The organism is Mesorhizobium xinjiangense, from assembly GCF_009749525.1.
Taxonomy (GTDB): domain Bacteria; phylum Pseudomonadota; class Alphaproteobacteria; order Rhizobiales; family Rhizobiaceae; genus Mangrovimarina; species Mangrovimarina xinjiangensis.
This window is the reverse complement of the sequence record NZ_WOAC01000008.1, coordinates 79,127-98,000: the sequence shown is the minus strand read 5'-3', so window position 1 is coordinate 98,000 and position 18,874 is coordinate 79,127. Positions and strand designations below refer to the sequence as shown.

17 protein-coding genes are annotated in these 18,874 nt (G+C 65.0%); 10 read left to right on the top strand and 7 right to left on the bottom strand.

All coding sequences use genetic code 11. The features are described 5' to 3' along the window. Positions 1-1,863, bottom strand: coding sequence for a feruloyl-CoA synthase (locus GM909_RS10635; RefSeq protein WP_235911819.1), 1,863 nt, complete (start codon positions 1,861-1,863; stop codon positions 1-3). A gap of 236 nt (positions 1,864-2,099) precedes the next feature. Here GM909_RS10635 and GM909_RS10630 point away from each other — a divergent pair, with 236 nt between their 5' ends. Next, positions 2,100-2,378 carry an SCP2 sterol-binding domain-containing protein gene (locus GM909_RS10630; RefSeq protein ID WP_157016367.1) on the top strand — a complete coding sequence of 93 codons (279 nt, stop codon included), beginning with the start codon at positions 2,100-2,102 and terminating at the stop codon, positions 2,376-2,378. A 100-nt stretch (positions 2,379-2,478) separates the two neighbouring features. On the opposite strand, the gene odc2 is transcribed toward GM909_RS10630, so the two are convergent. Continuing rightward, a complete protein-coding gene (gene odc2 / locus GM909_RS10625) occupies positions 2,479-3,612 on the bottom strand; it encodes an ornithine/lysine decarboxylase (protein ID WP_157016366.1) in 1,134 nt (377 codons plus the stop codon). Positions 3,613-4,243: 631 nt separating this feature from the next. On the opposite strand from odc2, the gene GM909_RS10620 reads away from it, so the two are divergent. The 6 genes from GM909_RS10620 (at position 4,244) to GM909_RS10595 (ending at position 12,514) form a co-directional block, all read left to right on the top strand. Then, on the top strand, positions 4,244-6,172 hold the full coding sequence (locus tag GM909_RS10620; protein WP_198174206.1) for a DNA/RNA non-specific endonuclease: 1,929 nt from the start codon (positions 4,244-4,246) through the stop codon (positions 6,170-6,172). A gap of 72 nt (positions 6,173-6,244) precedes the next feature. Next, positions 6,245-8,485: a C1 family peptidase gene (locus GM909_RS10615; protein WP_157016364.1), complete on the top strand. Its 2,241-nt coding sequence runs from the start codon at positions 6,245-6,247 to the stop codon at positions 8,483-8,485. A 104-nt stretch (positions 8,486-8,589) separates the two neighbouring features. Next, the gene (locus GM909_RS10610) at positions 8,590-9,798 is read left to right on the top strand and encodes an amidase (RefSeq protein WP_157016363.1); all 1,209 of its coding nucleotides are present in this window, start codon (positions 8,590-8,592) and stop codon (positions 9,796-9,798) included. Positions 9,799-9,801: 3 nt separating this feature from the next. Then, positions 9,802-10,701, top strand: coding sequence for a LysR family transcriptional regulator (locus GM909_RS10605; RefSeq protein ID WP_157016362.1), 900 nt, complete (start codon positions 9,802-9,804; stop codon positions 10,699-10,701). An 85-nt stretch (positions 10,702-10,786) separates the two neighbouring features. Next, positions 10,787-11,452, top strand: coding sequence for a DUF1007 family protein (locus GM909_RS10600; RefSeq protein WP_157016361.1), 666 nt, complete (start codon positions 10,787-10,789; stop codon positions 11,450-11,452). A 3-nt stretch (positions 11,453-11,455) separates the two neighbouring features. Further along, entirely contained in the window at positions 11,456-12,514 is a 1,059-nt protein-coding gene (locus tag GM909_RS10595; RefSeq protein ID WP_157016360.1) for a nickel/cobalt transporter, read from the top strand. Between the two features lie 44 nt (positions 12,515-12,558). On the opposite strand, the gene GM909_RS10590 is transcribed toward GM909_RS10595, so the two are convergent. From GM909_RS10590 to GM909_RS10575, 4 genes are read right to left on the bottom strand one after another with little or no spacing between them, the layout of a single operon-like run. Then, positions 12,559-12,759 carry a hypothetical protein gene (locus GM909_RS10590; protein WP_157016359.1) on the bottom strand — a complete coding sequence of 67 codons (201 nt, stop codon included), beginning with the start codon at positions 12,757-12,759 and terminating at the stop codon, positions 12,559-12,561. After that, positions 12,759-13,517, bottom strand: coding sequence for an SDR family oxidoreductase (locus GM909_RS10585; protein WP_157016358.1), 759 nt, complete (start codon positions 13,515-13,517; stop codon positions 12,759-12,761). Before GM909_RS10585 ends, GM909_RS10590 begins: the two co-directional genes overlap by 1 nt. A gap of 16 nt (positions 13,518-13,533) precedes the next feature. Further along, a complete protein-coding gene (locus GM909_RS10580; protein ID WP_157016357.1) occupies positions 13,534-14,427 on the bottom strand; it encodes a cation diffusion facilitator family transporter in 894 nt (297 codons plus the stop codon). A 13-nt stretch (positions 14,428-14,440) separates the two neighbouring features. Further along, complete coding sequence (locus tag GM909_RS10575) at positions 14,441-15,130, bottom strand: GNAT family N-acetyltransferase (protein WP_157016356.1); 690 nt, start codon at positions 15,128-15,130, stop codon at positions 14,441-14,443. 68 nt (positions 15,131-15,198) lie between these two features. Between GM909_RS10575 and GM909_RS10570 the strand changes: the two genes are divergently transcribed. Genes GM909_RS10570 through GM909_RS10560 form a run of 3 tightly spaced genes read left to right on the top strand, consistent with a single transcriptional unit; the run spans position 15,199 to position 17,037 of the window. Further along, the gene (locus tag GM909_RS10570) at positions 15,199-15,432 is read left to right on the top strand and encodes a type II toxin-antitoxin system VapB family antitoxin (RefSeq protein ID WP_157016355.1); all 234 of its coding nucleotides are present in this window, start codon (positions 15,199-15,201) and stop codon (positions 15,430-15,432) included. 1 nt (position 15,433) lies between these two features. Continuing rightward, positions 15,434-15,853, top strand: a complete 420-nt coding sequence (locus GM909_RS10565) for a type II toxin-antitoxin system VapC family toxin (RefSeq protein ID WP_157016354.1) — start codon at positions 15,434-15,436, stop codon at positions 15,851-15,853. Between the two features lie 2 nt (positions 15,854-15,855). After that, positions 15,856-17,037 (top strand): pyridoxal phosphate-dependent aminotransferase, encoded by a 1,182-nt coding sequence (locus GM909_RS10560; protein WP_157016353.1) that lies wholly within the window; start codon positions 15,856-15,858, stop codon positions 17,035-17,037. On the opposite strand, the gene GM909_RS10555 is transcribed toward GM909_RS10560, so the two are convergent. Next, positions 17,025-18,803 carry an SLC13 family permease gene (locus GM909_RS10555; protein WP_157016352.1) on the bottom strand — a complete coding sequence of 593 codons (1,779 nt, stop codon included), beginning with the start codon at positions 18,801-18,803 and terminating at the stop codon, positions 17,025-17,027. The two genes, GM909_RS10560 and GM909_RS10555, sit on opposite strands and share 13 nt — an antisense overlap. Positions 18,804-18,874: the final 71 nt, after the last annotated feature.

Genomic DNA, 18,874 nt, shown 5'->3' with positions numbered 1-18,874 from the left:
TCAGGCCTTTCTGGCGGCAACGAGGACATGGGAAGGCGGAGGATCCCTGTAGAGATCTTCGACCAACGGCGCGCGAGCGCGCATGACGGCGCGCTGGTTGATCGAGCCCTTGTCGGTCACTTCATGCGCGTCGATGGCTGGCGGACTGTCCAGAATAATGGCGCGCGCGACGAGGTTGGAACTGCCGGTCGAGCGCGCGGCCAGCCCGTCGAGACGCTCCTGGAACAGTGTGCGCACCACCGGATGGTCGGCGACCTCGGCTTCGCTGGCCGAGGTGAGGTCCGGCGAGAGCAGGCGCACGGCGTCGTAGTCGATGAACATGAGCGCGCCGATGTGATTGCGGTCGAGCCCCGTCAGCACGGCGTCGCGCAGATAGGGCGCGCAGGCGCCGATCAGGCCGACGCGCACGCCCGCCATATTGACCCAGGTACCGGTGGCCAGCTTGAAGTCTTCCGATACGCGGCCGTCGAACAACAGGCCCTTCGAGGGCTCCTCGGGATCGACGAATTTGAGCGCATCGCCGATGCAGTAAAAGCCCTCCTCGTCGAAGGCCTCGGCGGTCTTGTCGGCCTGGCGCCAGTATCCCGGCGTCACCGACGGTCCCTTGAGCCTCAGTTCCAGCTTGTCGGCGTTCGGCACCAGCTTGAACTCCACGCCCGGCGCCGGCAGGCCGACCTCGCCCGGCCGGTTGACCGGCCATGTCGTGGTCGAGGCAAATGGCGCCGTCTCCGTCGAACCGTAGCCGGTGATGATCATCACCTTGCGGCCGACACTGGCGATGGCCAGGCTTTCCAGCGCCTCCCAGACGTGATCGGCCAGGCTCGCCCCGGCATATTGGAGGATCTGCACCTTCGAGAAGAAGCGTTCGCGCAGCGCCTCGTTCGCCTTGAGATGCTCGGTAAGCATCTCGTAGCCCTTCGGCACGTTGAAATAGAGGGTCGGCGCCACCTCCGACAGGTTGCGCACGGTCTTTTCGATGCCGGCCGGCGTGGGCGCGCCGTCATCGATATAGAGCGTGCCGCCATTGAAAAGCGCGATGCCGAAATTGTGGTTGCCCCCGGCGGTGTGGTTCCAGGGCAGCCAGTCGACCATGACCGGCGGCTCATCGCGCAGGAAGGCGAGCGCCGAGGCGATCATCGCCTGGTTGCACGAAAGCATGCGCTGCGTGTTGATGACCGCCTTGGGCATGCCCGTCGAGCCGGAGGTGAAGAGGAACTTGGCGACCGTATCGGGCGTCAGCGCCGCCTCGGCGTCGTCGAGCGCCTGTCCCGGTGCGGTCGCCAGGACCTCGCCGAAGAGATCCGTCCTGCGCCCCTCCGGTGCGTTGCGCGCCACGACCACCCTGACGTCGTCGCCGACGACGCTGTCGATCGCCGGCGCGAAGGGCACGCCATCGGCCGCGAAGACGAGGCCCGGCGTCAGCAACTCGATGATATGCCGGAGCTTGGCATAGTCCTTCGACACCAGAGAATAGGCCGGCGAGACCGGCGCATAGGGAATGCCGGCCATCATCGCTCCGAGCGCGACGAGACCGTGTTCGATACTGTTGCCGGACAGAATGACGACCGGCTTTTCCGCCGAAAGTCCGAGTTCCAGGAAATACTGGCCGAGCGACTGCGCCTTCACCCAGGCGTCTGCATAGGTCAGTTGCCGCCAGGCACCGTCTGGACCACGATCGGCAAGGAACACGCGCTCGGGAGCCGTCCGGGCCCAATTCTTGAGGCAATCGGTGATGGAGCGCGGAAAATGGCCGAGCCCGGCGCGCGGACGCAGATAGAGCGAACCGTCCCGGCCGGAAACGATCTCCACGTCGAGATCGCCCATCCGCACGGGCCGCACGCCGGACAGATCCACCATTGGCATCAGGCTTCCTCCCTAGAATACTGTTATTGAGTATAACAATATCGCCGCAGGTTCAAGCCGGTTCACGATGCCGGCCGCTCATTGAACAACGTTGACGTAAACGTCAATCAATTGCTATGCAGCCGATGCGCGTCCTGCGGGAGCGGAAACGGCGCGCCCAGTTTCACTCTACGCATGGCCCGCGGGCAATCCCCGGTCATATCGGCCATGCAGAAATCGCACGAGGAGAGATAATCATGACTGTTGATGAAATCGCCGCCAAGATCGGCGAACGTGTGGCCGACAGCGGCTTCGACAAATCGGTGAAGTTCGTCCTGGGTGACGCCGTCATCCTCGTCGACGGCGCCACAGTCTCCACGAACGATGGAGAGGCGGACTGCACCATCTCCATGTCGCAGGACGATTTCGAATCGCTGGTGTCCGGGGATCTCGACCCGACCGCCGCCTTCATGCAGGGCAAGATGAAGATCGACGGCGACATGTCGGTTGCCATGGCGCTCAGCCAGGTGCTGTAGCCGACACCGGGCGCGGACTGCCGCGCCCGGTTTCAGGCCGCCTTTCTGTGCGCCCGCGCGTCAAAACGTCCGCAGCGGCGCGATCCGAGGCGAGACCGCCTCAGATCACGTAGGATCGCAGCGGTTCGAAGCCGTTGAAGGCGACCGAGGCGTAGGTCGTGGTATAGGCGCCCGTACCCTCGATCAGCACCTCGTCGCCGATGGTCAGCGACAAGGGCAGCGGATAGGGCGTCTTCTCGTACAGCACGTCAGCGGAATCGCAGGTCGGCCCGGCCAGCACGCACGGCTCCGTGGCCCCGCCGTCATGCGGCGTGACGATCGGATAGCGGATCGCCTCGTCCATCGTTTCGGCCAGGCCGCCGAACTTGCCGATGTCGAGATAGACCCAGCGCACATTATCGTTGTCGGACTTCTTCGAGATCAGCACGACTTCCGACTTGATGACGCCGGCATTGCCGACCATGCCGCGGCCCGGTTCGACGATCGTCTCGGGAATGCGGTTGCCGAAATGCGCCCTGAGCGCCGAGAAGATCGCCTGGCCGTAGGCCTGCGCGGCCGGCACGTCCCTCAAGTAGCGGGTTGGAAAGCCGCCGCCCATATTGACCATGCGCAGAGTGATGCCCTCCTCGGCCAGCGCGGCGAAGACGCGCGAGGCATCGGCGAGCGCCCGGTCCCAGGCCGACAGGTCGGTCTGTTGCGAGCCGACATGGAAGGACACGCCATAGGCGTCGAGGCCGAGCGCCTGAGCATGGCGCAGCACATCGACGGCCATCGCCGGCACGCAGCCGAACTTGCGCGACAGCGGCCATTCCGCGCCCTCGCCATCGGTCAGCACGCGGCAGAAGACACGCGATCCGGGAGCGGCGCGGGCGATCTTTTCGACTTCCTCGATGCAGTCGACGGCGAACAGCCGGATGCCGAGGTCGTAGGCGCGGGCGACGTCGCGCTCCTTCTTGATCGTGTTGCCGAAGGAGACGCGCTCGGCGGTCGCACCCGCATCGAGCGCCATTTCGATCTCGGCCACCGACGCCGTGTCGAAGCTCGAGCCGAGCGAGGCCAGGAGCCGAAGGATCTCGGGCGCCGGATTGGCCTTCACCGCATAGAAGATGCGCGAATCGGGCAGCGCCTTTTCGAAGGCCTGGTAGTTTTCGCGCACGACGTCGAGATCGACGACGAGGCAGGGTCCGTTGGGACGTCGGTTGGCGAGGAAGTCGAGGATGCGCTGCGTGGCCATCGGTTCTCTCCATTGTCGCGCTCGTGTCGAAGCGCGTTCCTGAAAGCGGCGCATTGCCGGCGGCGGCCGGACAAGACGCGGTGGACAAAGGCGCGACCGCATTCAACGGAAACCAGCCGGTGAAGACCCGGCCCCATCGAATACGCATCACGCGACGTTGAGCGCACGCCTTGCGGCGTAAGCTCGCTTTGTCTGCCTCAGCTTTGGATTGGGAGACCCGTTCCGCACTGTCGGCAATGAAGGTGTGCCTCTGCAGTAACCCCGGTCTTTGGACGACCGGCAGACACCAGAAAGGCCCGCACCGTCGTTGCTTCAAGATGTCCTCGATTTGACGGGTGGCCGTCAGACCGACTGGAGGGGTTAGTTCCAGGTACCTTGCCGGTTGCCTCTCCATAACAGAGGTCCGGCGGACACCCACAGGCACGTGCGACTTTGGGCAGCGGCGCATATAAGCGATGGACGGGGTCTGCGCAAGCGTTTTGTCGCGTCCGGCGCCACATTTTTCGCTCGCCCGTCCACAGCGCTCCGGACGGCCATTCCATGTGTAATCTTCATCACTTATGGCCAGCCGCCATTTGCTGTAGGATCGACGCGACAGGGGCACATCGGCATCCGTGGCATGGAGAGTGTAATGAACACCGTCATGCAGTCCCGTCTCCAGGACCTCGAAGTCCTGGAGGAACTCCGCCAGGGCGGACTTCTCCTGGAAATTGCGGCGCATGCGCAGGCCGAAAGCCCCTATGCGATGACAGCGGCCGCGGCCGGCGGACAACCGATCGACGAAGCCGTCGAGCGCATCCGCTCCGGCAGGGCCGACATATTCCATCCCGATCTGGCCGAGGCGATCATCTTCCGCGAAGGCTATCCCTCGCTGCTCGTGCGCAATGGCGATTACGAGGAGCCGAAGCTTGCCACCTGGCGCCGGCGTATCGATCCGCACCGGGCGGCAATCAGGGGCGCGATCGCCAATGTCGGCCGCATCGAGCTGACTGGCCATCCGCAGTTCAACTGGATCGGCACGGGCTGGGTTCTCGACGAGGATGTCGTCGTGACCAACCGCCATGTGGCGCGCATTTTCGCCGACCCGGCGAGCGACTTCGCACGTTTCCGCCCCGGCGTTGCGGCCGACATCGATTTCTTCGAGGAACATGAGAACACGCGCGAACTCGTCGCCGCGATCAGCGAGATCATCCATGTCGAGGCGCCCGGCGGCGCCGACATGGCGCTGCTGCGTCTCGACCCGCGCAAGGCGGCGGCTCTCGGCCTGACGCCGATCCCCTTGTCGGAGCGGCCGCCGCAAACCGGCTATATCGGCGTCATCGGCTATCCGGCCCGCGATCCACGCAACGACGCCGGCGACATGTCGCGCATTTTCGACGACATCTACGACAAGAAGCGCTTCGCGCCCGGCTCGGTCATGGATACCGCGGCGACACCGCTGACCTTCACCCACAACTGCACCACGCTGGGCGGCAATTCCGGCTCGGCCGTCATCGACGTCGCGTCGGGCCACGCCGTCGGCCTGCATTTCGGCGGGTTGCAGGGCGACCGCAACCACGCCGTCAATGCGCGCACGATCCGCGACATCGCCGCGCGCCATTCAGTGCCGGTGGCCCGACCAAGCGACGTGCCCCCCGTCCCTGCCGACGACACCGAAACCACCGAGACGCTGGCCGGCCGCGCCGGATACGACGCAGGCTTCCTCGGCGAAGGCGTGTCGAACCATGTGCCCCTGCCGCATCTCAACCCGCTGCAGATGCGCCAGGCGGCCAGGCTGGCCGACGGCGGCACCGAGCTCAGATACACGCATTTCTCGCTCGCCATGAACGCCGCCCGGCGCCTCGCCTTCTTCACCGCCGTCAACATCGACGGCACGCAGCTCTGGCACAATCCGCGCCGCCGCGACCATTGGAAGACCGACCCGCGCATTCCCGAGGACGCCCAGGTCGACAACGCGCTTTACCGCCACAACGATTTCGACCGCGGCCATCTGGTGCGCCGGCTCGATCCGGTCTGGGGCACGCGCGAAGAGGCCGCACAGGCCGAAGCGGACACGTTCCACTATACGAACGCCGCGCCGCAGCACAGAAATCTCAACCAGAGGATATGGCTCGACCTGGAAAACCACGTGCTCACCAAGACGGAAGAACGCGACGCCAGGATCTCCGTCTTCGCCGGGCCCGTATTCGGTTCCGCCGATCCGCGCTCGAAACGTTCCGGCCTCGAGGAGGTCGGCATCCCACTCGGCTTCTGGAAGGTGATCGCATCGGTCGGCCGCACCCGCCGCGACCGCCGCACCCTGCAGGCCCAGGCCTTCGTCCTGTGGCAATGGGACATGTTCGGCGAACCGGATCTGGAAGCGATATTCGGACAGGGCTTCGAGACCTATCAGCTCGGCGTCGCCGACCTGGAGCGCCTCACCGGGCTCGATTTCTCGCCGGCCGTGCGCGCCGCCGACACGTTTGGCGAGGCCGAGATCGGCGAAGCCTTCGCCGAGACGATGGGCGCCCTGCCCGCCATGCGGCGCGAACTGATCCGCTCGTCCGATGACATCGTTTGACCGCATGACCGCGCCGCCCGATCATCGCATGACCGATTCGTATGACGGGCATCGCATGAGGCGTGAGGCGGCATGAGCGGGCTCGACAGACGTATCATCGACGCGCAAGTCGACATTCCCGACGCGCGCGACCTGATCTACAGCCCCGGCCTGGTTGCGGTAAAGGCAGTGGTGGACCCACGTCTGGACGCCGATGCGTGGTGGACGCCCACCCGCGTGCGCGACCAGGGGCATCGGCCCTCCTGCACCGGCCACGCGGTGGCCGCAGCGATCGACCATCTGCTGGTGATCGACCGCAAGGCCGGCCGCACCGGGGAGCGTTCCGAGCCCGGCCTGGCGCGGCTCGAAACACCCTATGCCAGCGACATCATGCTCTACGGCAACGCCCAACTGCACGACGAGTGGGACGGTGAAGGTTATAGCGGGTCGTCGCTGCGCGGTGCGCTGAAGGGCTTTCAGCACAATGGTGTCTGCTCGGTCGAAACTGCCGGCGAACTGCTTGAGCAGCAGAGCGTGGAAGTGCGCAAGGACAGGGATCGCGAATGGCGCTGGTACACCAACGCGGCCGTCACCGAGGACGCGCGCAAGGTGCTGCTTGGCACCTATTACAGGGTACGGCCGCAGCTTGCCGACATGCACAGCGCGGTCTGCGAGGGCCGCGTCCTGGTGGTGACCGCGAATATCCATGACGGCTGGGCCGCGCCCGGCAACGACGGCGCGATCCCCTTCGACGCGCCCCATCGGCCGAGCGAGACGACGAACCGGTTCCATGCCTTCGTCATCGTCGGCTATGTCGAGGACGGCTTCATCGTCCAGAATTCCTGGGGCCGCGGCTGGGGGCAGGACGGGCTTGCCGTTTGGACCTATGAGGACTGGTCGCGCAATGTCGCCGATGCCTGGGCGTTCACGCTGGCCGCACCTTTTCCCGACATCCATCGCTTCTCGGTCGGGCTGCAAGGCATATCGGCGATTGCATCGTCGGAGGTCGAATTGACCCGCCGGTCCGAACCGTCGCGCCGCGACGTGCTGGGCCACCTGCTGCCGATCGTCGACGGCAGGCTGCAACGCCACGGCGCCTTTCACCACGATCCGCAGACATTGACGGAAACGCTCAAGATCATCCGTCAGCGCCATTCGGATGCGAAATACGAGGAGACGGGCGAGCGTTTCGCGCCACCTGAGCGCACGACGGGCGGGCCCGGCAGCCTTGCCAGGAAGGACTACAAATATCATCACGTCCTCATCCAGGTGCTGGCCGCAGGGCGCGATGCGATGGATGCCGCGCGCATGGTCCGCGCCTTCAGCCCGGTCTACCGCGAAAACGGCATCTATCCGCTGTTTCTGCTCTGGGAGCCGGAATTCTTCGATGAGCTGCGCCGCCAGGTCGGTGCCGTCGTCGATCGCGTCATGGCGCGCACGCGGCCGGCCGGCCACCAGCGCGAAGCACTGATCTCGAGCCTGATCGAGATCGAGGCAACCGGGATTCCGGGCCGCCTGTACCGCGAACTGGAGCGCTCCGTCCGCCGCTTCTTCTATCTGATCGAGCCGAGCGCGGACGCCAAGACGGACCCGCGACCGGGCGGCATGATGGCCACCAACGCCAACGGCATCCGTGTCATGGACGAGCTCTTCGGCATTTTGGAGGGACGCCACCGCAGCGCCAGCATGTCCTATCACATGGTCGCGCACGATCTCGGCGCGCGTTTCATCGCCGAATTCCTGAACGGTCCCTTGCGTGAAGCAGGCAGCCACGACCCCGTCATCAGCAGCCTGCATCTCGTCTCGCCGATGATCGAGGAAAAGCGTTTCATGCACCGCATCGTGCCGTCCCTGGTGCGCGCCGGCGAAGGCCGTGTGAACCGGCGAGCGCGGCGCAGCGCGCCGCTCGTCGAGCGCGCCTATATCTGGTGCCTCGGCGACAGGGCGGCGGCACGTGACCGCTTTCACAACAATTACCCGGCCAACTGGCCGACGCTGTGGTCGCGGGTGCTGGGCATCATCGCCGAGCGCGAATCGCGCTTCCAGGACGACGACGCATACAATGCCGCCTCCGATCTCGACACGAACGGCAACAAGCTGCCGATGCTGCGACTGTTGGCGTTGCGCCAATATGCGGTAGCTGCGGTCGCCCGTGCCGAAGCGCTGGGCGTGCGGCCGGACCTGACGATCCTGCCGGGCGATGAGGGCGCCGACCCGCGCCATCTCACGCTCGACGGCTCTCTGGACGTCCTCAATGCCATTCTCGAATCGATCCTCGGCCCCGGCAACGTGAAGCGCCGCTTTACCCGGCTCGATTGGCAGTTCGCCCAGTAATCCGTCTAAGCCTCCGTCCAATCTAAGAGCATTCGCCGCAGGAAATGATCCCGCCGTGCATCGAAGCGCTTGCCATCGCCATGCATGTTCGACCACAAATAGACATGGCTGCCAGATCCGATCTCACCACGCGCGACCCGCTCAACGCGTTCCTCGACTATCCAGACGTTCCGGTTCCGCACGCCGATGGCGGGCCGCTCGCCGGCCTGACGCTCGGCGTCAAGGACATCTTCGATATCGCGGGATATCCGACCGGCTGCGGCAATCCGGCCAAGCTCGCCGTGTCCGAACCGGCTCGAACGACGAACGCGGCCACCCGGACGCTGCTCGATGCGGGTGCGCGTTTCATCGGCAAGACGCAGACCGACGAATTCGCCTATTCGATGATCGGCATGAACGCCCATTTCCCGCCGCCGGTCAATTCGCGCGCGCCGGAGCGGGTTTCCGGCGGCTCCTCGTCGGGCTCGGCGGCCGCCGTGGCCGGCGGGATCGTCGACATCGCCACCGGCACTGACACCAACGGCTCCATCCGCGCGCCGGCCGCCTTTTGCGGCCTGATCGGGTTGAGAACGACGTCCGGCCGCATCGCGCTCGACCACACCATGCCGCTCGCGCCAAGTTTCGACACGTTCGGCTGGTTCGCGCGCGACATCGACCTCTATGCCACGGTCGGCGAATTGCTCCTGGGCGAGGACCGCCACGAGACGCCGCTGAGCCGGCCGGTGCGCATCCGCGAGCTCGAGGCGCTTCTTTCCGGCGACGCCGAGCGCGCCGCCTATGCAGCCATGCTCGACCCGGTCCTGACCGTGTTCGACCGGCCGGCTCCCAATCTCGCCTTCCCGGGATCGCCCGGCGAGCTTTTCGAAAACTTCAAGGCGATACAGGGCTATGAGGCCTGGCAGGCTCATGGCACCTTTCTGAGCGGGCAGGATCGGGACCTCGTCCCTGGCGTCAAGGAACGCTTTCAATATGCGCGCAGCCTGTCGTCGGAAGCAGCCGAACGCGCCCGCGCACGCAATCTTCAGTTCCAAGAGGAATTTCTGGCAAGCTTCGGCGGCGACATGGTGCTCGTCATGCCTTCGCAGCCTTCCGCCGCGCCACTGAAATCGTCCAGCCTGGGCGAACTGGAATCCTTTCGAACCCGCGCCCTGACCCTGACGTCGATCGCCGGTCTTTTGGGATGCCCGCAGATCACCATCCCGCTGGGCAGCGTCGATGATGCGCCATTCGGCATATCGCTGCTCGGCCCGCCCAACAGCGACAGGGCGTTGATCGCGCTCGCCCGGCAGGTCCTCAAGGCGGCGAAGGATTAGGCCGTGGACACTCTGACGCGGATGCGGGCATTCATCGATGTGGTCGAGGCGGAAGGTTTCTCCGCCGCGGCACGCAAGATCGGCCGCTCCAAGGCGCTTCTGTCCAAATATGTGCGCGAGCTGGAAGACGATCTGGGCGCGCTGCTGCTCAACCGCACGACCCGGCAGTTCTCGCTGACCGAGGCCGGCCACACCTATTACAAGCGCGCCACCGAGATCATCCGCGAGATCGACAGCCTGGCCGAAACGGTGCGCGAATCATCGGGCGACGTGCGCGGACGCATCAAGCTCTCCGCGCCGCGCACCTTTGCCGACGCGCCGATCGGCCAGTCGCTGATCGACTTCGCCAAGGCCCATCCCGACATCGTGCTCGATATCAGCCTGGACGACCGGTTCGTCGATCTCGTGGAAGAGGGATTCGACCTCGCCATCCGTATCTCGCGGCTGGAGAACTCCTCGCTCATCGCCAGGCGCCTGTCGCCTTTCACGGTTCAGGTCTGCGCCTCGCCGGACCTGATCGAACGCACCGGCGCGCCGAAAAGCCCGCTGGATCTCGCCACCATGCCCTGCATCATCGATACCAATGGGCGGTGGCTGTCGAACTGGCCCTTCAGGGGCGACGACGGGGAGGCCATCACCGTTTCGGTGAGCGGCCCCATAGAGGTGAACAGCCCCCTGACGGCGCGCGCCGCCGCCCTTTCCGGCCTCGGCTATTCGATCCTGCCCGATTTCATCGCCGCCCCCGAGCTCGCCTCCGGACGCCTCAAGACCGTGCTCGACGACCGCATGCTGACCGGCGGCGGCATCTTCGCCGTCTATCCGCACCGGCGCTATCTGCCGGCCAAGGTGCGGGTCTTCGTCGACTTCCTGGTGCAATGGTTCAAGCAGAACGGCAGCCGATGAAAACCTCTGTGCATCACGTCCCATTTTCGCCGGCTTTATGGTAATGGTGCTGCAGTGCACTCATGAAATCCGCCTCAGGGACGTCATGCCCCCAATCCCGCGACCAGCAGCGTTTGCCCTAGCCGCAGCAGCCGTCCTGTTTCATGCAACGCCGGCGATGGTCCATCCGCACGTCTTCGCGGAAGCGCGGCTCGACGTCGTGGTCGGCTCCCAGGGCAATCTGCAGTCGCTGCGTCACCTGTGGCGCTTCGATGACCTCTTTTCGAGCACGGTGCTTGTCGAGTTCGACGCCAACAGCGACCTGCAGCTCGACCAGGCGGAACTGGATGAAGTTGCCAACGTGGTCCACGCATCGCTTGCCGAGTTCGACTATTTCCAATTGGTGACGGAGAACGGCAAGCCGGTGGAGATGGAGGCGCCGGAGCGGCTGATCGCCAATTTCGAGGACAATCAGCTCATCATCCTGTTCGAATCACAGCCGAAGAAGCCGATGAAGATTGCCGGAACGGTGGATTTCGGCGTCTACGACCCGACCTTCTACACCGCCATCGATTTCATCGAGGACGAGAACATGGCTGTCAAAGGCATGCCGCAGGGCTGCACGCGCGAGGTTATCCGCCCTGATCCCGACGAGGCGATCGCGCAGAACCAGACCTCCCTGACCGAAGCGTTCTTCAACGATCCCGGCGGCAACGATCTGAGCAAGCTCTTCGCCACGCGCCTTGAACTCAAATGCTCGGCTGAGGGTTGAGCCATGTCGAAGACGTTGATCCGAATCACCTTCGCGCTTCTGGTCGTCGTCTATGCGGCGACGCATTTCGCCGGCCTGGCGCATGCGCAAAGCTCGCTCGGCATCGGCGCCAATGAGGCGATGCTGCCGCAGACGGGCCTGTTTGCCGGCATCCTCAACTGGGTGAACACCCAGCAGCAGGCCTTCTACCGCAGCCTCACCGGGGCGCTGAAGGCGATGCGCGAAGACGGGTCGGGCGTATGGATCCTGGTCGGTCTCTCATTTGCCTATGGCATCTTCCATGCCGCCGGACCGGGCCACGGCAAGGCGGTGATCTCCTCCTATATGCTGGCCAACGAGGTGGCGCTGCGCCGCGGCGTCATGCTGTCCTTCGTCTCAGCCATGCTGCAGGGCCTGAGCGCCGTCCTGCTGATCGGCGCGGCCTTCCTCTTCCTGCGCGGCACCGCGGTGTCGATGACGGCGGCCACATGGTCCATGGAGGTTGCAAGCTACGCCCTGATCACGCTCTTCGGCGCCTGGCTCTTATGGCGAAAATCAGCACCGGGTTTGCGCGCCATGGTCTTCGGCCCGCCCGCGCAAAACCTTTCGGCCGCCCTGGCCCATGATCACGCGCATCACGATCACGACCATGCGCATCATCACCACGACCACGATCACGGACACGACCATCACGGTCCTGGAGAGGTCTGCGCCACCTGCGGCCATTCCCATGCACCTGATCCGGCCGCGCTTGGCGGCGACCGCTTCTCATGGAAGACGGCGTGGTCGGCCGTCGCGGCGGTCGGCCTGCGGCCTTGCTCCGGCGCGCTGATCGTGCTCACCTTCGCCTTTCTCAACGGATTGTGGCTCGGCGGCATCGTCTCGGTCTTCGCCATGGCGGTCGGCACCGCCATCACCGTCTCCGTGCTGGCCACGCTGGCCGTCACGGCCAAGAACTGGGCCGTGGCGATCGCCGGCGACGGTCGGGCAGGCAACCGTGTCCATTCGACCATTGAGATCGCCGGCGCCGCCTTGGTCTTCGTGCTGGGGCTGACGCTGTTGCTGGCGAGCCTCAACGCCTGAGCCGGCTCGGAGCCTTCGTCACACGCGCCCATCGGGACGCACGGTCATTTATCCTTCTGATTGCGGGCGCGCAGCCAGAACACAAGGAAGAAGGCGGCGACGAAAACAACGGCCACGGCGCCGGCCGCAAGCGGCGAGCGCTCGCCGAGCGTCAGCATGATCGACGGCATGTAGAAGGCGACGAGACCGAAGCCGAGCAGGATGATGGCTGCCGCAATCGCGGTGTTGCGCGTCTTGGGATCCATCAGATGGTCCACCCCCCGTCGACCGGTATTGCCGTGCCCGTAGTGAACGCCGATTCGTCGGCTGCCAGATAGACCGCCAGGGCGGCAATCTCGGTCGGCTCTCCGACCCGGCCCATCGGCTGGCGCGAGACGAACATCTCGAGCGCCTTGTCCGTGCCGCCCACCGACTTGCCGAGTTCGTCCACCCGCGCCTCCCAGGAGGGCGAGCGCACCGTGCCGGGGCAGATGGCATTGCAGCGGATGCCCTGGCGGATGAAATCGACCGCCACCGCCTTGGTCAGCCCGATAACGGCGGCCTTCGTCGCGCCGTAGGCATAGCGGTTCGGCGCCCCCTTCAGCGACGAGGCGCCCGACGACAGGTTGACGATCGAGCCGGAGGAACCGTTTTCCTCCGCCCGCGCCAGCATGCCGGGCAGAAAGGCGCCGATCATGCGGTGCATGGATTTGACGTTGAGATCGAAGGAAAAGTCCCAGTCCTTTTCCGAGCAGTCGAGCACCGTGCCGTGATGCACGAAGCCGGCGACATTGACCAGGATGTCGACCGGCCCGACCTTTTCGGCATAGCGTTCCACGGCACGCGTCGACATGACGTCGAGCTTCGCCTTCTTCGCCCGCTTCAGCCCGTCGAGCTTGTCGCGGGCAATGTCGGAAGCGTGCACCGTCGCCCCCTCGGCGACGAAGGCCTCCGCGATTGCCCGGCCGATCCCCTGCCCCGCCGCCGTAACGACAGCGACCTTGCCTTTCAGTCTGCCGGCCATGGAATTCGTTGCCTCCTCATTGCTGATCGTGTTCGTCGGCGCAGCGCCCCTGTTCGGGCTCCACGGTTGCATGCGCGATACCGTGCCGTGATGCAAGCCGCCGCTTGACGGCCGCAACCGCAACGTGACCATCCGTCCCATCTGCGAGACGCGCATGCAGGGTCGCCATGTTGCGCGAGCCGTCGAGAGACCAGACATGCATGTGGTGGATTTCCTCGACCCCGGCCACATTGTCCGCCAGATCCCGGGCGATGCGGTCACGGTCGAGATGCTGCGGCACGCCTTCCAGCAGCACATGCGCGGCGTCGCGCGTGAGCGACCACGCGCTCTTGAACAAGAGCAGTGCAACCAGCACCGACAGGATCGGATCGATCGGATACCAGCCGGTCACGATAATGACGGCGGCGGCGGCGAGCGCGGCGACCGAGCCGAGGAGATCGCCCAGCACGTGCAGCACGGCGCCGCGCATGTTGAGGTTTTCCCGGTCGCCGCCATGCAGCACGAAAAAGGCCGCGATGTTGACGCCAAAACCGACCAGGGCCACCGCCAGCATCGGCCCGCCAAGCACCGTCACCGGATCGTGAAAGCGCTCCCATGCCTCGTAGACGATCCACAGGCCTATGACGAAGACGGCGAGCCCGTTGGTATAGGCGACCAGCGTCTTGACGCGGTCATAGCCATAGGTGAGCCGGTCGGTCGCGCTGCGTTCGGCCAGATGGAACGCGTACCAGGCAAAGCCGAGCGCGACCGAATCCGTCAGCATGTGGCCGGCATCGGCCAGAAGCGCCAGCGAGCCGGTGACGAGGCCGCCCACGACCTCGGCCACCATGAAGCCGCCGGTGAGCAGCGCTGCGATCAGGATGCGCCGCTTGTTGCCCGCATCGCCGCCATGCGCGTGATCGTGGCCCATCACATCTCCCGCTTCACGCGGTGGTCGCCGCGCGGATATCTTCCAGACGCCGGACCTGCCGCCCTTCGGCATCGAAATTGGCCGGATCGAGCCAGGCCTCGAGCGCCGTTCTCACGCCCGGCCATTCACTGTCGATGATCGAATACCATGCCGTGTCGCGATTTTCGCCCTTGACGATCATATGCTGGCGAAAGACGCCCTCGTGGACGAAGCCGAAGCGCTCGGCCGCACGCTTGGAAGGGCCGTTGCGGTCATTGCATTTCCACTCGAAGCGCCGATAGCCGAGGTCGTCGAAAGCGTGACGTGCGAACAGATAGAGCGCTTCTGTGGCGCCGGCGGTGCGCGCCAGGTCCGGCCCCCAATAGATGTTTCCGATCTCGATGACGCCATTGGCCTCATCGATGCGCATGAAGGTCTGCCGCCCGGCGATCCGGCCGCTCGCCTTGTCGATGACGACGAAGAACAGGGGATCCTCACTCGCCTCGGCCCTTTTCAGCCACGGCGTGAAAGCCTGGCGGCTTTCTGGCGGATATTCGCCCAGCCAGCGGAAGCGCTGCTGCGCATCGGAAACGGCAGAGACCTCATAAAGCGCGTCGCCGTGACGCGCGGCATCGAGCGGCTCGAGCCGCACATGGCGCCCCTCCATCGGCGCGCGTTGCGGACGCGGGCGGGGTGTCCAGGCGGAGATATCCTGTTGCGGCATCGGGCGATCCTTGCATGCTAGCTGCATAGCAATATATGCTTCGATAGCTGCATACAAGGAAGCCTCCGATGGCCATCACCATACGCAACCAGCGCGTTGAAAACACGATTCGCGAGATTGGACGCCATACAGGTGAAGGTCCAAGCGCGGTCATTGCGCGTGCCGTGGAGCATCTCAGGGGCCGGACTTTCTCCAAGCAGGAGTCGCTGGAGAAGCTGGAGCGGCTGATGCAGGATGTTCCCCCCCGCGATGCCAAATTGACATGGCGGGACCTGCAGGACGAGATGGACAATATCTTCTGACATGGCTGCCCTCTCCAGCGCTTGCGTCATCGACACGTCGGCGATCGTCGCCATTCGTTTTCGCGAACCGGAGGCCGATGCACTTGCCGTGCGCTTGGGCGCCTCGTCTTACCGGATCGTACCACCATCCTGCGTCGTGGAGTTCTGCATGCTGCAGCGCTTCGGCAGCGGCCTCAAACGTTGGATGACGGACTTTATGGAGGAATACGAGGCGACGATCCTGCCATTGACCGAAGAAGTCGGCTGGATTGCCGCCGAGGCGGCCGAGCGCTTCGGCCGTGGCTCCGGGCACCCGGCCCGGCTCAATTTCGGCGACTGCTTGAGCTATGCCTTCGCCAAGCACCTGGACGTGCCGCTGCTCTACAAGGGCAACGATTTCACCCACACCGACATCACTGCCGCACTGCCTCAGGGGACCTGACCATGCTCCAGACCATTCCCGCCTTCGACCGTATCGGCGAGGAAAACGCCTTTGCCGTGCTGGCCCGGGCAACGGCACTTGCGGCCGAGGGGCGCGACATCGTCAATCTCGGAATCGGTCAGCCCGATTTCAGCACGCCCGACCATATCGTCGAAGCCGCGGTGAAGGCGCTGCGCGACGGCCATCACGGCTACACGCCGGCGACCGGCCTCCTGGCGACACGCGAAGCGGTGGCGCGGCGCACGCTGGCGCTCACCGGCGTCGAGGTCTCGCCCGAAAACATCATGATCCTGCCCGGCGGCAAGCCGACCATGTTCGCCGCGATTCTGATGTTCGGCGAGCCGGGCGCCGAAATCCTCTATCCCGATCCGGGATTTCCCATCTACCGTTCGATGATCGAGTTCACCGGCGCGAAACCGGTTCCCGTGCCGATCCGCGAGGCAAACGGCTTTGCCTTCTCGGCCGAGGAGACGCTGTCTCTGATCACGCCGCAAACCCGGCTGTTGATCCTCAATTCGCCGGCCAACCCGACGGGCGGCGTCACGCCGCGCGCGGAGATCGAAAAGCTGGTCAGCGGACTGGAGCGCCATCCGCACGTGGCCGTCATGTCCGACGAGATCTACGACGTCATGACCTATGACGGCGAGGAGCACTGCTCGCTGCTGAAGTTTCCCGAGATCAGGGACCGGCTGATCGTGCTCAATGGCTGGTCGAAGACATGGGCGATGACCGGCTGGCGCATGGGCTGGTCGATCTGGCCCGACGGCCTTTACGACAAGGTCCGCAAGCTGGCGGTCAATTGCTGGTCCTGCGTCAACGCGCCCAGCCAGTTTGCCGGAATCGCGGCCATCGACGGGCCGCAGGACGATGTGGAGAAGATGATGCACGCCTTCGACCGGCGACGCCGGATCGTTGTCGAAGGGCTGAACAGCCTGCCGGGCGTGTCCTGCGTCACGCCGAAGGGCGCCTTCTACGCCTTTCCCAACATTTCGGCGATCGGCTGGCCGGCCAAGACGCTCGCCAACGCGCTGCTCGAAGAGGCCGGCGTGGCGCTCATCGGCGGTCCCGATTTCGGCGTGCTCGGCGAGGGCTATGTGCGCGTGTCCTACGCCAATTCGGAGGAGAACATCCTGCGCGCCATCGAACGGATCGGCGACTTCCTGTCGAACAGTCAGAGGTCGTAAAGAAAATAGATCGCCGCGCAGCTGGCGATCCCGATCGCGATATTCATGAAGATGCCGACACGCAGGAAATCGGAAAAGCGGTAGTTGCCCGCACCATAGACCAGCGTGTTGGTCTGATAGCCGATCGGAGTGGCAAAACTGGCGCTGGCGCCGATCATCACGGCAATCACGAAGGGCCTGGGGTCGATCCCCATCTGATGGGCCAGGCCGATGGCGATCGGCGCCACGATCACGGCCACCGCATTGTTGGTCACCGTTTCCGTCAGCACCGAGGAAATGATGTAAATCGCCACCAGGGTGACCAATGGCGGCATCGTTGCGAGATAGGGCGTAAGCGAGTTGACGATCAGTTCGACGCCGCCGGATCGTTCCAGCCCGGCACCGATGATGAGCATCGAAAAGATCAGGACGAGGATCGACCCGTCGATCGAGCTCCACGCCTCCTCGCTGTCGATGCAGCGCAGCAGGAGGATCGCGGCCACCGCGAGCATGGCCAGTATGCCGATATCCATGACGTTGAAGGCGGCGAGACCGACCACGGCGGCAAGCGCCGCCATCGCGATCGGCGCCTTGCCGCGCCTGTAGGGCCGGCCGCTCGGACGCGTCACCGAAACAAGGTCCGCATCTTCCGTCAGCGCGTCGAAATTGTCGGGCGGGCCTTCCAGAAGAAGCTTGTCCGCCGGCCTGAGCTTGACGCTTTCGAGATCGGAGCCCGGAATGTGGCGGTGCCTGTGGGCGCCGAGAATGCGCACGCCGTAGCGTCGGCCGAGCGACAGGTCGATGATGCGTTCACCAGCCGTGCCGCGATGCGGCGCGACGACCGCTTCCACCGCCACGGTCTCGCCGGAGCGGTCCTGGCTGCGGCGCAGGCCGACGCGCAGGCCGGCCTTTTCGTTGAGCGTCAGGATTTCCGATGTCGTGCCGACGATGATGAGCGAATCGCCGCGCTTCATCGTCTTTTCGGCGATACCCTCGCGAACGATCTCGCCGCCGCGGCGCAGGCCGAGGATGCGCAGGCCCGAGCGCTTGAAATCGGCGATCGCGCCGATCTTCTGCTGCGTGTACTTGCCGTCCGCGCGTATGGTGATCTCCGACAGGAACTCGCTTTCGCCGGTCAGCGCGGCTTCGCCTTCAGTTCGCCGGTCGGGCAGGAGGAAGCGGCCGAGCACCAGCATGACGACCGTGCCCGTCAACGCCACCACGATGCCGACGGGGGTGATCTCGAAGATCGAGAACGGTTCGAGCCCGGCGCGCCGCGCCACGCCGTCGACAAGGATGTTGGTGGAGGTTCCGATGAGCGTGCAGGTGCCGCCGAGAATGGCGGCATAGGATATGGGAATGAGCAGCCGCGTGGCGGCAACGTCGATCGAACGGGCGAGCCGGAAGACGATCGGAATGAGGATCAGGACGACCGGCGTGTTGTTCATGAAGGCCGATGCGGCGACGGTGCCGCACAAAAGCACGGCAATGCCCATGGCCGGGCGCGCCGAGGCACGCGAGATCAGCCGGTCGGCCATGCTTTCGAGCACGCCGGTGCGCACCAGCGCACCGGACAGGATGAACATCGCGGCAATGGTGATCGGTGCGGGATTGGAAAATGCCTTCATCGCGTCATCGGGAGTGGTGAGGCCCAGTATGATGAAGGCGGCCGCGCCGCACACCGCCGTCACTTCCGGCGGGTAGCGCTCGACGATGAACGCCGCCAGCAGAACGAGCAGAAGCACCAGCGACAGAATGGCCTCATGGCCGGCAATCAGCGATTCCATCGTCCGGTCAGTCTCCTGAAGGGGCGTAGGTATATGGATCTAGCAAAGCACGTATCTTGCGAAAAGGACAC